The sequence below is a fragment of the Mycetohabitans sp. B46 genome, from assembly GCF_037389205.1.
Classification (GTDB): domain Bacteria; phylum Pseudomonadota; class Gammaproteobacteria; order Burkholderiales; family Burkholderiaceae; genus Mycetohabitans.
Genome location: NZ_JADBGL010000008.1, coordinates 87607 through 102948, shown reverse-complemented (window position 1 = coordinate 102948; position 15342 = coordinate 87607). Strand labels below are relative to the sequence as shown.

Annotated in this window: 12 protein-coding genes and 1 pseudogene; 6 read left to right on the top strand and 7 right to left on the bottom strand. The window is 62.0% G+C overall.

From position 1 onward, the window contains the following. Positions 1-113 precede the first annotated feature (113 nt). Positions 114-698 (top strand): superoxide dismutase [Fe], encoded by a 585-nt coding sequence (gene sodB / locus IHE30_RS10515; protein ID WP_337690414.1) that lies wholly within the window; start codon positions 114-116, stop codon positions 696-698. 199 nt (positions 699-897) lie between these two features. Here sodB and mdtD read toward each other — a convergent pair whose 3' ends face one another. The 6 genes and pseudogenes from mdtD to IHE30_RS10485 form a co-directional block, all read right to left on the bottom strand. Further along, positions 898-2346 carry a multidrug transporter subunit MdtD gene (gene mdtD, locus IHE30_RS10510; protein WP_337690413.1) on the bottom strand — a complete coding sequence of 483 codons (1449 nt, stop codon included), beginning with the start codon at positions 2344-2346 and terminating at the stop codon, positions 898-900. A gap of 301 nt (positions 2347-2647) precedes the next feature. Next, positions 2648-2913, bottom strand: a pseudogene (locus IHE30_RS10505) (ABC transporter substrate-binding protein); the annotation flags it as partial. 97 nt (positions 2914-3010) lie between these two features. Continuing rightward, positions 3011-5122: an elongation factor G gene (fusA, locus tag IHE30_RS10500; RefSeq protein WP_337690411.1), complete on the bottom strand. Its 2112-nt coding sequence runs from the start codon at positions 5120-5122 to the stop codon at positions 3011-3013. Positions 5123-5359: 237 nt separating this feature from the next. Further along, on the bottom strand, positions 5360-5854 hold the full coding sequence (locus tag IHE30_RS10495; protein ID WP_337690550.1) for a DUF192 domain-containing protein: 495 nt from the start codon (positions 5852-5854) through the stop codon (positions 5360-5362). Positions 5855-6102: 248 nt separating this feature from the next. Further along, on the bottom strand, positions 6103-6291 hold the full coding sequence (locus IHE30_RS10490; protein ID WP_041753068.1) for a hypothetical protein: 189 nt from the start codon (positions 6289-6291) through the stop codon (positions 6103-6105). Positions 6292-6907: 616 nt separating this feature from the next. Further along, positions 6908-7477: a pseudouridine synthase gene (locus IHE30_RS10485; protein ID WP_337690409.1), complete on the bottom strand. Its 570-nt coding sequence runs from the start codon at positions 7475-7477 to the stop codon at positions 6908-6910. Positions 7478-7768: 291 nt separating this feature from the next. Between IHE30_RS10485 and icd the strand changes: the two genes are divergently transcribed. The 3 genes from icd to IHE30_RS10470 all read left to right on the top strand — a co-directional run bounded on the left by icd (position 7769) and on the right by IHE30_RS10470 (position 11895). Continuing rightward, positions 7769-9022: an NADP-dependent isocitrate dehydrogenase gene (icd, locus tag IHE30_RS10480; protein WP_337690408.1), complete on the top strand. Its 1254-nt coding sequence runs from the start codon at positions 7769-7771 to the stop codon at positions 9020-9022. Between the two features lie 220 nt (positions 9023-9242). Further along, positions 9243-9674 (top strand): DUF2946 domain-containing protein, encoded by a 432-nt coding sequence (locus IHE30_RS10475; RefSeq protein ID WP_337690407.1) that lies wholly within the window; start codon positions 9243-9245, stop codon positions 9672-9674. Positions 9675-9762: 88 nt separating this feature from the next. Further along, a complete protein-coding gene (locus IHE30_RS10470) occupies positions 9763-11895 on the top strand; it encodes a TonB-dependent copper receptor (RefSeq protein WP_337690405.1) in 2133 nt (710 codons plus the stop codon). Positions 11896-11965: 70 nt separating this feature from the next. Here the strand turns inward: IHE30_RS10470 and IHE30_RS10465 are convergent, their stop codons facing one another. After that, positions 11966-12172, bottom strand: coding sequence for a cold-shock protein (locus IHE30_RS10465; RefSeq protein WP_337690403.1), 207 nt, complete (start codon positions 12170-12172; stop codon positions 11966-11968). 508 nt (positions 12173-12680) lie between these two features. Between IHE30_RS10465 and clpS the strand changes: the two genes are divergently transcribed. Then, positions 12681-12995, top strand: a complete 315-nt coding sequence (clpS, locus tag IHE30_RS10460; protein WP_337690402.1) for an ATP-dependent Clp protease adapter ClpS — start codon at positions 12681-12683, stop codon at positions 12993-12995. Then, a complete protein-coding gene (gene clpA / locus IHE30_RS10455) occupies positions 12992-15292 on the top strand; it encodes an ATP-dependent Clp protease ATP-binding subunit ClpA (RefSeq protein WP_337690401.1) in 2301 nt (766 codons plus the stop codon). Before clpS ends, clpA begins: the two co-directional genes overlap by 4 nt. The last annotated feature ends 50 nt before the right edge of the window (positions 15293-15342 follow it).

The window sequence follows — 15342 nt, the reverse complement described above, 5'->3', positions numbered from 1 at the left end:
TGCTGCGCGTAAAGGTCCGACGATTTGCGGGGTTATTCCAACTCACCTAGAATCGGGTGCTCGGCAGCATGACTCTCCCTAGTCCCCAATCTGTTATAAAGGAAGTTTGCACCATGGCACAACATACGCTCCCCCCTTTGCCGTTTGCGAAGAATGCGCTGGCTCCGCACATCTCGGAAGAGACGCTGGAATTCCACTACGGCAAACACCATCAGGCCTATGTGACGAACCTGAACAACCTGATCCCGGGTACGGAGTTCGAGAACTTGTCGCTGGAGGCGATCGTCAAGCAATCGTCGGGCGGCATCTTCAACAACGCAGCACAAGTGTGGAACCACACGTTTTTCTGGAACAGCCTGTCGCCGCAGGGCGGCGGCGTGCCAACCGGCAAGCTCGGTGACGCGATCAACGCGAAGTGGGGCTCGTACGACGCATTCAAGGAGGCTTTCACAAAGGTGGCAATCGGCACGTTCGGCTCCGGCTGGGCCTGGCTCGTGAAGCAGGCCGATGGCTCACTGAATATCGTCTCGACTAGCAACGCCGCAACGCCGTTGACGACTGACGTCACGCCGTTACTGACGCTGGACGTCTGGGAGCACGCTTACTATATCGACTATCGCAACGCACGTCCGAAGTTTGTCGAGGCGTTCTGGAACGTCGTGAACTGGGATTTCGCCGCCAAGAACTTCGGCGTGTGAAGCTTGCGCGCGGCATCGCCGCGCGCGTACCCGCCACGCGTCGCTCCTACGTGAGCGACGCGCCATTCCAGTCGATGTCCGCGTTGTGCGGCGCCCCGTTGCGGTGCGTACGCGTAGTGCGACGGTGTTGCGCGGTGCGCGGTGCGCGATATGCGATATGCGATATGCGATATGCGGCGTGCACGCAGCCGTGCGCCGCTTAGAGGGTCTCGGCATCGCCATCGTGCCTGTCGGGGCTGCGGATGTCCGGCGCCAGTTGCCCGAATATCCACGCAGATAGTGCAGTAATCACGCCAACGCAGATAAATGTCGCGTGAAATGCCGGCAGCGTCTGCGATGGCGCGTTGGGTCCGAACAGCGCCGTGAACGTGGTGAGCAGCGCGCCGGCGATCGTGACGCCCAGGCTCATCGACAGCATTTGCACAAGCGAAAACAGGCTGTTACCGCTGCTTGCCCCTTCGCGTCCAAGGTCTTTCAGCGTCAACGTATTCATCGCGGTAAATTGCATCGAATTCACGCTGCCGAAGATCGCCAGTTGCACGAGTCGGACCCACAGCGGCTGATCGGGTGACATCAGCGCAAAGCTGGTCATGGTTGCCCCAACCAGGACGGTGTTGGCCAGCAGCACGCGGCGGTAGCCGTGGCGCATGATCAATGTCGTGACGATGCGCTTGGACACCATGCCGGCCGCTGCCACCGGCAGCATCATCAGACCCGCATGAAACGGTGTGTAGCCGAGGCTCACCTGCAGCAGAAGCGGCAACAGATAGGGCATCGCACTGCTGCCGATGCGCGCAAACAGATTACCCAGCAGGCCGACGCTGAACGTGTGAATACGGAATAGCTCGAGCGAGAATAGCGGGTGCGGGCTGCGCGTCGCGTGCAGTCCGTAGGCTGTCAGGCATGCGAAGGCTAGCACCAGTAATACCAGCACGGGCGCGTGCGCCAGTCGCAACTCGGCTAGCCCGTCCAATGCCAGCGTCAACGCCAGTATGGCCACGGCGAGCAACAGGTAGCCTTTCACGTCGAAGCGCCCGACTGTGTCCAGCGGTTCACCAAGCATGAACAGCGCCGTCGCGATGCAGCCTGCCAGGCCGACCGGCACGTTGATCAAGAACACCCAGTGCCATGACGCGACGTCGGTGAGCCAGCCGCCCAGCGTCGGCCCGATCAATGGCCCGACTAGACCGGGAATGGCCACGAAGCTCAGTGCTGGCAGGTAACGCTCGCGTGGGAAGCTGCGCAGCACGGCAAGCCGTCCGACGGGCAGCAGCATCGCACCGCCCACGCCTTGCACCACACGCGAGGCGACGAGTTGCCAGAGGGCCGACGCGTTTGCGCACATGAGCGAGCCGAGTGTGAAAACGAGGATGGCGCTGAAGAACACGCGTCGCGTGCCGAACCGGTCGGCCAAGAAACCAGAAATCGGGATCATCAACGCCATCGTCAGCGAGTACGCAATCACCACGGACTGCATGCGCAATGCCGATTCGCCAAGGCTGTGCGCCATGGCTGGCAGTGCGGTATTGACAATCGTCGTGTCCAGCGCCTGCATGAAGAATCCTGTCGCGACCAGCCACAGCATGATGGTCAGCTTGCGCTCCGGTGCAACGGCGTGGTGGGTGGGTCGAGACGGGGTTCCGGACATAGGTTAATCGGACGGTTTCGCAACACAAGCCGCTATTCTAGGCGGCTTTGGTCTGTCGTTTGCGCCGCCTGCTCGATAAAACGCCGCGCCCGCGCCTCGCCGGTTAGCGTGACGCTCACGCGCACTCCGTGTTCTAGAACACGAGCTGCAGCGCGTCGATTGACTCGGCACTACGCCGTGCCAATGGCCGCCGGCGGTAGGGCCTGCCGGCGAACTTGATTGTGGCGCCGGGGTCCGACGCGACCACGCCCAGTACGACCTTGGTCAGCGTTGTCTTGCCGTGTGCGGCGGCACGATGGCCCGCATTGTCATTGTCAGGCGATATGTCTATGTCGTGCGGGAAGTTGCCGTTAGGCGCGTCCAGATGGAATGAGACGGTATGGCTGTCCTGCGCCCGGGCGCCGCTAGGGCTGAGCCCGCCCTTGAGGATCGAGGCAGCAGCCGAGCCGGTTTTCGGAGCGCGCAACCGGTCGGAACGTTGCGACGATGTCGTTGGCGGTAAACGGCGTACCGTCGTGTGTCGTGAAAACACACGTTTTCTCGTAGCCTGAACGTCCATACGCTGCCATTCGTCGATCGCGTGGTGCCGCAGCGGATCGCGACACGCCGCGGCGCGCGGCCTGCCTGACAGCGCCGCGGCGCGGCAAGGGGGCATGGGCGGGGCTCAGCGTGCCGACTTCGCGTTGATAACGGCGTCAGCGACATGCTGCGGACTTTCCGCGTAGTGCTTGAACTCCATCGTATAGGTCGCGCGCCCCTGTGTCAGCGAGCGCAACGTGGTCGAATAGCCAAACATTTCGGCCAGCGGCACTTCGGCGCGCACCACCTTGCCGCCTCCGCCCGCGATGTCCTCCATGCCCTGGACGATGCCGCGGCGGCTGGACAGATCGCCCATTACGTTGCCCATGAAATCCTCCGGCGTTTCGACCTCGACCGCCACCACCGGCTCGAGCAGCACGGGCCGCGCGCGTCGCATGCCTTCCTTGAACGCGATCGAGCCGGCCATCCGGAACGCGTTTTCGTTCGAGTCCACGTCGTGGTATGAGCCGAATGTCAGCGTCACCTTGATGTCCACGACCGGATAGCCAGCCAGCACGCCGGCCTGCATCGCTTCACGGATGCCCCGATCCACTGCCGGGATGAACTCGCGCGGAATCACGCCGCCTTTGATCGCGTCGACGAACTCATAGCCCTTGCCGTGCGGCTGCGGCTCCAGTGCGATCACCGCGTGCCCGTATTGGCCGCGGCCGCCGGACTGCTTAACGAATTTACCCTCGATATCCTGTACTGCGTTGCGTACCGTCTCACGATAGGCCACTTGAGGCTTGCCGACCGTCGCTTCAACGTTGAATTCGCGTTTCATCCGATCAACCAGGATTTCCAGGTGCAGCTCGCCCATGCCCGAGATGATCGTCTGGCCTGACTCCTCGTCGGTCTTCACACGGAACGATGGATCCTCCTGCGCGAGGCGGTTCAATGCGATACCCATCTTTTCCTGGTCGGCCTTTGTTTTCGGCTCCACGGCCTGCGAGATCACCGGCTCCGGAAAGATCATCCGTTCTAAGATGATCACGTTGTTCGGGTCGCACAGCGTATCGCCGGTGCTCGCCTCCTTCAGGCCGACTGCCGCGGCGATGTCACCGGCGCGCACCTCCTTGATCTCGGTTCGCTCGTTCGCGTGCATTTGCAGGATACGGCCGATCCGTTCTCGCTTGCTTTTGGTCGGATTGAGCACGGTGTCGCCCGAGTTGACGACCCCTGAGTACACGCGAAAGAAAATCAGCTGACCGACAAACGGGTCTGTCATGATCTTGAACGCCAGCGCGGAGAACGGCTCGTCGTCGGCCGGATGCCGCTCGGCCTGTTCGTCGTCCGGCGTGTGGCCGAGGATCGCCGGCACGTCGACCGGTGACGGCAGGTAATCGATGACCGCGTCGAGCATCGCCTGCACGCCTTTATTCTTAAACGCACTGCCGCACAGCATCGGCACGATCTCATTGGCGATCGTGCGCTTGCGCAGTGCATCCTTGATCTCTTGCTCGGTCAGCGAATGATGATCCTCGAGGTATTTTTCGAGCAACGCTTCGCTGGCTTCCGCTGCCGCCTCGACCATCTTATCGCGCCATTGTTGCGCGAGCTCGGCCAGATCGGTCGGGATGTCCTGGTACTCAAATTTCACGCCAAGACTGTCCTCGTCCCAAATGATCGCCTTCATTTTGACCAGATCGATGACGCCCTGGAAATGGTCTTCTGCGCCGATCGGAATCTGAATTGGCACCGCGACGCCGCGCAGCCGTTCGCCGATCTGCCGCTGCACGCGGAAAAAGTCCGCGCCGACGCGGTCCATCTTATTGACGAACGCGATGCGCGGCACGTTGTACTTATTGGCCTGGCGCCATACCGTTTCCGATTGCGGCTGAACGCCGCCGACCGAGTCGTAGACCATGCACGCGCCATCGAGCACGCGCATCGAGCGCTCGACCTCGATCGTGAAGTCCACGTGCCCCGGGGTGTCGATAATATTGATCCGGTGTTCCGGATAGTTGCCCGCCATGCCTTTCCAGAACGCCGTGGTCGCCGCTGACGTAATGGTGATGCCGCGCTCCTGCTCTTGCTCCATCCAGTCCATTGTCGCGGCACCCTCGTGCACTTCACCCATCTTGTGGCTCACGCCGGTGTAGAAGAGGATGCGCTCGGTGGTCGTCGTCTTGCCGGCGTCAATATGGGCGCTGATGCCTATGTTCCGGTAGCGCTCAATGGGAGTTTTACGGGCCACTTGAATCTCCTTCTTCGCGATGGGATGGCCGGTCCGGCAGGCATCAGACACCGTGTCCGCCCGACGAACCGGGAAAAACGGCCTGCGCGGGCGCTCAGTAGCGCGCGCCAATAGACATAGGATAGCGTTGCGCGGGCCGTTTTGCTTGATTCGGTGAGCAAGCGCGTTGCCCGATGAGCGGGTCGGGCGGGCAGCAAGTGAGGCGCCGCGGTGTGGGCGCTGCGGTTCGGAGCGCGATCAGCGTGCAGGCGGCAAGCCGAGCACGCGCATGCCAGGCTTGATGCCCTTTGATGCAAACCATCCCTTGCTCATCTCGAGCGCGTATACGCCATGGTGAGCGGGACAGTGGTTATTTTGTGTCTGCGCCTGCATTTCGTCCAGATCCGTGATCGTGCCATCGGCGCGGATGAAGGCGATCGACAGCGGCAACGGCGTATTTTTCATCCAGAAGCAATGAATGGCGTTCTCGTCAAATACGAACAACATGCCTTCGTTCGGCGCCAATGACTCGCGGAACATCAGGCCTTGCTCGCGATCGGCCGGGTTCGCGGCAATGGCCGCGTCGACCACGTACATGCCGATCGTCAATGAGGCACGCGGAAATTGCTCGGGGCGCTTCAGTGCGGCCGGCAGCGGCTGCGCCAGCGCGCCGCAGGCCCCCAGCGCGAGCGTGGCGCCGGCTACCAGCGCGGCGGCAACACGGGCCAGCGGTGCTGGCCTCGAGGTACCGATGCCAAGCCGCGGTGAGGCGGGGCGGGCATGCCGGGCGGGCACGCGGAGCAAGCGGGACACAGACAGCGCGGATCGCACCGGAACAACCACGGCAGACTCCTCGTAATGTGAATAGTGAATACGCGCATGTTACGCGAATCACTGGGTAGTACAGACCAAAAAAGGCAGATCGCCTTACGGCAACCTGCCTTTGAATGCCGTCGCAACGGCAGTGCAGCGTCGTTCTTGTCGCTTGAGGGACGAAAAACTTAATTCGAAGCCGCTTCCGAAGCAGCAGCGGCCTTCTTCGCCGCCTTCTTGTGCGACTTGTGAGCCTTTTTGTGTGCTTCGGTCTTCGAAGCAGCTGCCGGCGCCGATGCGGCTTCCGGAGCCGACGATTGCGCGAAAGCAGCAGTGGCAAACAGGCCAGCGACCAGGGCAGCGATCAGTTTGTTCATGTTGTTTTACCTCAAATTTAGTTAACTTAACCAAATGACCCGCTTGATGAGTCATGTCAATCAACGCGGGATCCCGCTTTCGGTTGACAGGCTCGTTCGACAATTCGTGCGGGCCTGCTGCGTTCGTGCCATCCTGCGTACGGCAGGGTGGTGACGTCGGCTGATGCCGGAGCACGCTGTGGCGGCATCCGAGTTCATAACGCGGCGCCCGGCGATCGGGTTGACGTGCGCTTCGGCAAATGGGTGACAACCTATGCCGGCAATTGGCACTGGGCAGGGGCAGCGCTAGGGCTTGGGCTTGGGCCAAGGACCAGGGGCCAGGGGCCAGGGACCAGGGACCAGGGACCAGGGACCAGGGACCAGGGACCAGGGACCAGGGACCAGGGACCAGGGACCAGGGACCAGGGACCAGGGACCAGGGACCAGGGACCAGGGACCAGGGACCAGGGACCAGGGACCAGGGACCAGGGACCAGGGACCAGGGACCAGGGACCAGGGACCAGGGACCAGGGACCAGGGACCAGGGACCAGGGACCAGGGACCAGGGATCAGGGATCAGGGATCAGGGATCAGGGATCAGGGATCAGGGACAGGGACAGGTGGCACGACAGGCGCGTCAGCGCGTGCCGTGCCACGGCGCTGACGGTGGCAGCGCGCGCCATTGGCCGGGCGCCAGGCCGAGCGCGAATACATCCAGCGCGCCGATACCAACGCGAATCAGGCGCAACGTCGGAAAGCCCACCGCTGCGGTCATCCGTCGCACTTGGCGATTACGGCCCTCGCCAAGGGCCAACTCGATCCACGTGGTCGGAATCGCAGCGCGATAGCGTACCGGCGGATCGCGCTGCCACAGGCCGGCGGGCGGCTCGATGAAGCGGGCGCGGCAGGGCCGGCTCACGTAGTCCCCAAGGTCCACGCCGCGCTCCAGGGCGGCCAGTGCCGAAGCCGGTGCAGCGCCGTCCAGTTGTGCCCAGTAGCGCTTGACCAGCTTGTGGCGCGGCTCGGCGATGCGCGCCTGCAGCGCGCCGTCGTCGGTGAGCAACAACAGGCCCTCGCTGTCCGCATCGAGCCGACCTGCAGGGTAGACATTGGGCACGTTGACCCATGTGGCCAGCGATGCACGCGTCTCGTGGGCGGAGAACTGGCAAATCGTGCCATATGGTTTGTTCAATGCAATTAATCGCATGGGCGATGCGCGGGCGCCAAGACCCGCCCCTATGGCAAACGGCGTGATATTAGCGCATAATATGGAACGCTAGTCTTATATCTTATATAAGACTAAACGCATCGACGTGGTGCCGTGGTGCCGTGGTGTCTTGCCGGCGCGCTAGAAGCTAGAATAGCGCTTCGCCACGAGCGACCCGCGAGTCTCAGTGAGGCCGCCGCGAGCTGCCTTAGCAGTCGACGCAGGAATAACGCATGTTGACGCGTAGCCGCGCAGCATATTTTCAGCCCGTCCATACCATTGGAGTCGAACATGCCGTATCAGCACATCAGGGTTCCGGCCGGTGAGAAGATCACCGTCAATCAGGACTTTTCGCTCAACGTCCCGGATCAGCCGATCATTCCGTACATTGAAGGCGATGGCATCGGCTTCGACATTACGCCGGTGATGATCAAGGTGGTCGATGCGGCGGTCGAAAAGGCTTATGGTGGCAAGAAGAAGATCGCATGGATGGAGATCTTTGCCGGCGAGAAAGCAACTAAAATCTACGGGCCGGATGTGTGGCTTCCGGAGGAAACGCTGCAGGTCCTGAAGGAGTACGTCGTCTCGATCAAGGGGCCGCTAACCACACCGGTTGGCGGCGGCATCCGCTCGCTGAACGTGGCGCTGCGCCAGGAGCTGGACCTGTACGTGTGCCTGCGTCCGGTGCAGTATTTCAAGGGCGTGCCTTCGCCGGTGCGCGAGCCCGAGAAGACCAACATGGTGATCTTTCGCGAAAACTCGGAGGATATCTATGCGGGCATCGAATGGGCCGCGGAGTCCGAGCAGGCCAAGAAAGTGATCCAGTTCCTGCGCGAGGAAATGGGTGTCAAGAAGATCCGTTTCCCGGAGACATCGGGGCTTGGCATCAAGCCCGTGTCGCGCGAAGGCACGCAGCGGCTGGTGCGCAAGGCCATTCAGTATGCGCTCGACAATAACCGCAAGTCGGTCACGCTGGTGCACAAGGGCAACATTATGAAGTTCACCGAAGGCGCGTTCCGCGATTACGGTTATGCGCTCGCCCAAAAGGAGTTCGGCGCGCAGCTGATCGACGGTGGCCCGTGGATGAAGATCAAGCATCCGAAGAGCGGTGCCGAGATCGTGATCAAGGATGTGATCGCCGACGCATTCCTGCAGCAGATCCTGCTGCGCCCGGCCGAATACGACGTGATCGCGACGCTGAATCTGAACGGTGACTACATTTCGGACGCGCTGGCGGCGCAGGTCGGCGGCATTGGCATCGCGCCGGGCGCCAACCTGTCGGATTCAGTCGCAATGTTCGAGGCGACCCACGGGACCGCGCCGAAATACGCGGGCAAGGACTACGTGAACCCGGGCTCGGAAATTCTGTCGGCCGAGATGATGCTGCGCCACCTAGGCTGGACTGAAGCGGCTGACGTGATCATTTCCGCGATGGAAAAGTCGATCTTGCAAAAGCGCGTTACGTATGACTTCGCGCGCCTGATGGAGGGCGCGACGCAGGTGTCGTGCTCTGGCTTCGGTCAGGTGTTGATCGAAAATATGTAACAGTATCCCGCACGGGCCGGCGTATCAGCCGGAACATAGGACCCCTGTGGCACAGGTAATGTGCCACAGGGGTTGTTGCGTCGGCGCGGCGCGCATGCGCTGACCATTTGTCGCCTTTCATCGCGTCGCACCCACGGCATGGCGAGCTGCGGCAATTCGCCACTCACCCACAGCGGTGGCTGAAATACAATTGAAAGAACGGCGTTGGCGACGGATAATCTTGACCCGTCCGATCTTCACGATCTTCACCGTCATCTCTGCGACGCTTGTGCGTTGTTGTCCGATGCCCCATCGCCGCACCCGAAAACTGACCGCCTGGCTCGGCCTGACGGCGATCTGGCTGATCGTCTTGATGCCGCTCGCCTCGCAGTGGCTCGGCCACGCTGGTCGCGGCGTCGACACGGTACTGTGCAGTGCGGCCACGACGGGCGAACGGGCCTCGGCCCACGGATCGGCGCATGTGGGTGGACACCTGGACGCATGCGGCTATTGCAGCCTGCTTGCCCACAGTCCGGCCATCGGCGCACCGCAGGTCGCGACGCTCATGCTGCAGCGCCAGCGCGCGGCCATGCTACCGGTGATCGATGGCACACCCCGGCCCGCGTCGCGGCATCTTGTCTCTTACCCCCGAGCCCCCCCAGGCGCGGTTTGACGGCTGCTTTTTTGCTCATTCCGTAACCGATGCCTGCCGGACCGGCTATTTAACTGCCGGCCTGGATGGCATGCCATGGGTTGTTTGCATGAAATTCTCCTTCCTGAATCAGGCGGCGTCGCGTCGCCCGATCGACGCGCATCTTGTATTGGAATGCAACCGCTGTCGGCGTTGGGCGCCTTCGGTGTTCGCCGCAGTGGCGGGCTTATTGGGCACAGTGAGCGCTCACGCGCAAGCTGCTGCGTCGTCGCCTGACGCGCCCCCGGCGGGCGCCGCGTCGATGCTCGTGCCGATCGAGGTCATCGCCAATGCGCCGAAGCATCCGCTGGTCGTGGTGACCGACCCGAAGCAGCCACGTCAGCCGCTGCCCGCGAGCGACGGCGCCGACTATCTGAAGACGGTGCCGGGCTTTTCGGCGATCCGCAGCGGCGGCACCAATGCAGACGCGGTGTTTCGCGGCATGTCCGGATCGCGGCTGAGCCTATTGAGCAATGGCGCGCCGATGCTGGGTGCCTGTTCGGGCCGCATGGATGCCCCGACCTCGTATATCGCGCCGGAGAGCTACGACAAGGTGACCGTCGTCAAAGGGCCGCAATCGGTACTTTACGGGCCGGGCGCATCGGCTGGCACGGTGCTGTTCGAGCGTACGACCCGCCGCTTCGACGCGCCGGGCATGCGCTTCGATGGGAGTCTGGTTGGCGGCTCGTTTGGCCGCAACGACCAGAATGTCGACTTGAGCGCGGGCGTGCGCGAAGGCTATGCGCGCGTGATTGCGAATCACGCGCATCAACAAGACTACCGCGACGGCAACGGCAATACGGTGCCATCGCAGTGGGACAAATGGAACGTCGACACGGCACTGGGCTGGACGCCAAACGAGCATACCCGCATTGAAGCGAGCGCCGGTACTGGCGACGGCTATGCGCGCTACGCCGGCCGCTTCAAGGACGGTGCACGGTTCCGGCGCGAAAGTTATGGTCTGCGTGCCGAGCGCTCGCACCTGGGCGAGGTTTTGGACCGCGTCGAAGCGCAGGTCTACTACAATGATTTCGACCATGTGATGGATAACTTCACGCTGCGCTCGCCGGCAGGCGGCGGCAGGTCCATGCCGATGGCATCCGAAGTGCGACGGCGCACGTTCGGCGCTCGCAGTGCCGCGACGCTGCGGTTCACGGACCAGTTTAAGCTGGTGGCGGGAGTGGATGGGCAGCACCATGCGCTCGACAACCGGTCGCTGCAGCAGGCCGCCGCCAACGGCAACGGTCCGTGGAAGCCGTCGGCAACCTTGTGGAGCATGGGCGGATTTGGCGAACTAACCTGGTACGCGACGCAGGCTGAGCGGATGGTGACGGGGCTGCGGGTGGACCGTGCCGCGGCACGCGACCGGCGCGTCAACGTCGGCCAAGCACCGAATCCGACGGCCGACGTGCAACGCGAGCGCACTTTGCCCAGCGGCTTCGTGCGTTACGAGCGCGATCTCGCGACGTTGCCCGCGATGTGGTACGTCGGGATCGGGCATGCTGAGCGTTTCCCTGATTACTGGGAGCTGTTCTCGTCGAAACGGGGTCCAGAGGGCTCGATCAACGCGTTTTCGTCATTGCGTCCCGAAAAGACGACGCAACTGGATATTGGCGCGCAGTACAGTGGCGAGCGCGTTGACGCCTGGGTGTCGGCGTATGCGGGCAGCGTGCGGGATTTCATCCTGTTCGACTACGTGTCCGAGCCGATGGGACCAGCCAGTCGGACGCAGGTTGGTGCACGGATCCTCGGTGGCGAATTGGGCGCCACGTGGCGCGCCACGCCGGCGTGGCGGTTCGAGACCTCACTGGCGTACGCATGGGGGCGTAACAACGCCACGGGCGGGCCGTTGCCGCAGATTCCGCCGCTGGAAGCGCGCGTTGGCGCAAACTACCAGCACGGGACGTGGTCGGTCGGGGGACTGTGGCGCGTGGTGGCGGCGCAGCGTCGGTACGCGTTCAATGAAGGGAACGTGGTCGGCAAGGATTTCGGGCCAAGTGCCGGCTTCGGCGTCGTGTCACTGCATGCGCAGTACGCGTTCGGCAAGGCGGCCACGCTGACGCTAGGCGTAGACAACTTATTCGACAACGCGTACACCGAGCATCTGAATCTGGCGGGCAACGCGGGCTTTGGTTACCCGGCCAATTCACCGGTCATGGAGTCCGGCCGCACGGTGTGGTTGCGCCTCGGCGTCAAACTGTAGCGTCGCGGAAAAAGAAAAACCCGGCTTACAACCGGGTTTTTCTGCTTCGCACCGCAAGCGATTCGAACGATCAGGCTGCCGCCTGGATATTCGAAGCCTGTTTGCCTTTCGGTCCCTGCACGACTTCGAAGCTGACCTTCTGTCCTTCCTTGAGGGACTTGAAGCCGTTCATTTGAATAGCCGAAAAATGCGCGAACAGATCCTCACCGCCTTCGTCCGGCGTGATGAATCCGTAACCTTTGGCGTCATTGAACCATTTGACCGTACCAGTCGCCATCCTACTTCCCCTGTTACTCGTCCTTGCTACACGAGCACGTTCGAAAAGCTCCGTGCCCCATGCGGCCGGATCCCTCTAACAAGCTCACCCGGCATTTTTCCTTCGGCTACAACTAGAAAAAAGTGCCAGCTTGATTGTTGGTGGTCTAAAAGTCAGTGTCAAGGAAATTTTGCAACGCCCGAAAACCCGTTGTTTGGGCTCCCAATGCAGGCCTGCACGACGCGCGAGCGTCATCTTGACGTTATCTCAATGCGCTCTGTCCGACGCCCACGCAGCGCGAGGGCTTGAAAAGTCGCATAATGCACCGAGATAGCCACGGAACGAATTTTGCGTAGGCAGGATCAGCGCAACGCTGTGCGCCTCGCCGCAGGGTGGGGGTGACCGTTGGCAGGGTGCCGGAGAGGCTGTCGCGCTCTGGTGACGAAAGGATGTGTGCCGCGCCGTATCGGGTGCCCGTTGGAGTTTTTGGCGGGATTGCTTGCGTGGCCGAGTTGTTTAGAATGGGCGTATGGCCATTATCCCGGATAAGCAGGACGGTACAGTACTGGAGCGGCAGGAACACAAGGCCAAGCCGCCGTCAATGTACCGCGTGGTTTTGCTGAACGACGACTTCACGCCAATGGAATTCGTCGTGATGGTAATACAGCAATACTTCAACAAGGATCGCGATACTGCGACGCAGATTATGTTGAAAGTGCATCACGAGGGGCGTGGAATTTGCGGGGTCTATACGCGGGACATTGCGTCGACCAAAGTTGAGCAGGTTGTAACGCACGCGCGGCAAGCGGGACATCCGCTGCAGTGTGTGATGGAGGAAGCATGATTGCCCAGGAACTGGAAGTCAGCCTTCATATGGCGTTCATGGAAGCACGCCAGGCAAGGCATGAATTCATCACCGTCGAACACCTGTTGCTCGCCCTGCTGGATAACCCGACGGCGGCGGAGGTGCTTCGCGCGTGCGCCGCGAACATCGAGGATCTGCGCCAGAATCTGCGCAACTTTATCCACGATAACACGCCGATCGTGCCGGGGACCGACGACGTCGACACGCAGCCTACATTGGGCTTTCAACGCGTGATCCAGCGCGCGATCATGCATGTGCAGTCAACCTCCAGCGGCAAGAAGGAGGTGACCGGCGCGAACGTGCTGGTGGCGATCTTCGGCGAGAAGGACTCGCACGCGGTGTACTACCTGCAGCAGCAGGGCGTGACCCGGCTGGATGTGGTCAACTTCATTTCGCACGGCATCGCGAAGACTGCGGGGCCGGATGTGGCGAAGGCTGGCGAGCCGCCGGCCGACGGTGACGATGCCAGCGCGCAGAAGGAAACGCCGCTGGCACAATTTACGCAAAACTTGAATCAGCAGGCGCGCGACGGCAAGATTGACCCATTGATCGGACGCGAGCCCGAGGTCGAACGGATGGTGCAGGTGCTGTGCCGACGCCGCAAGAACAATCCGCTGATGGTAGGCGAGGCCGGCGTGGGTAAGACGGCCATCGTCGAAGGGCTGGCATGGCGGATCGTGCGCGGCGAGGTGCCCGACATCCTGGCGGATGCGCAAGTGTTTTCCCTCGACTTGGGGGCGCTGCTGGCGGGCACGAAGTACCGGGGCGACTTTGAGCAGCGGCTCAAGATGGTGCTCAAGGAGTTGAAGGACCGTCCGCATGCGATCCTGTTCATTGATGAAATTCATACGCTGATCGGTGCGGGCGCCGCCTCGGGCGGCACGCTCGATGCGTCGAACCTGCTCAAGCCGGCGCTGTCGTCCGGTCAGCTCAAGTGCATCGGGGCAACGACCTTCACCGAATTCCGGGGCATCTTTGAAAAGGATGCGGCGTTGTCGCGGCGCTTCCAGAAAATCGACGTCACTGAGCCGACGGTCGAGCAGACGGTGGCGATCTTGCGTGGCTTGAAGTCCCGCTTTGAGGAGCACCACGGCGTCAAGTACTCGTCCGGCGCGCTGTCGGCGGCGGCCGAGTTGTCTGCCCGGTTCATCACCGACCGGCATTTGCCGGACAAGGCGATCGACGTGATCGACGAGGCGGGTGCGGCGCAGCGGATCCTGCCCAGGTCCAAGCAAAAGAAGACGATCGGCAAGACGGAGATCGAGGACATTATTTCCAAGATCGCGCGAGTGCCGGCGCAAAGTGTGTCGCAGGACGACCGCAGCAAACTGCAGATGCTGGACCGTGATTTGAAGAGTGTGGTGTTTGGCCAGGATCCGGCAATCGATGCGTTGGCCGCGGCCATTAAGATGGCGCGTGCCGGGCTCGGCAAGACGGACAAGCCGATCGGCGCGTTCTTGTTCTCCGGGCCGACCGGCGTCGGCAAGACAGAGGTGGCGCGTCAACTGGCCTTTACGCTGGGCATCGAGCTGGTGCGCTTTGATATGTCCGAATATATGGAGCGCCATGCGGTGAGCCGGCTGATCGGCGCGCCGCCTGGCTATGTCGGGTTCGATCAGGGCGGGCTGCTGACGGAGGCGGTGACAAAGAAGCCGCATTGCGTGCTGCTGCTCGACGAGATCGAAAAGGCGCACCCGGACATCTTTAATGTGCTACTGCAAGTGATGGACCATGGCACGTTGACGGACAACAACGGCCGTAAGTCGGATTTCCGTAATGTCATCATCATCATGACGACGAACGCGGGCGCCGAGGCGATGAACAAAGCGACGATCGGATTTACGACACGTCGCGAGACCGGCGACGAGATGGCGGACATCAAGCGGATGTTCACGCCGGAGTTCCGCAATCGGCTCGACGCGATCATCAGCTTCCGTTCGCTCGATGAGGAAATCATCATGCGCGTGGTCGATAAGTTCCTGATGCAGCTGGAGGATCAGTTGCACGAGAAGAAGGTCGATGCGTTGTTTACCGATGCGTTGCGCAAGCACTTGGCCAAGCACGGTTTCGACCCATTGATGGGTGCGCGGCCGATGCAGCGGCTGATCCAGGATACGATCCGCCGCGCTTTGGCGGATGAACTGCTGTTCGGCAAGTTGATGAACGGTGGGCGTGTGACGGTCAACGTCGATGACAACGGCAAGGTGCAACTCACGTTCGACGAGAACGCGGCGCCGCGCAATCCGACAAACCCGGAAACGGCCGAAGTCGAGTGACCGCGGCGGTGGTTGCGCAATAGCAAGGCGCGGGCGACGTCCCGCGCTCT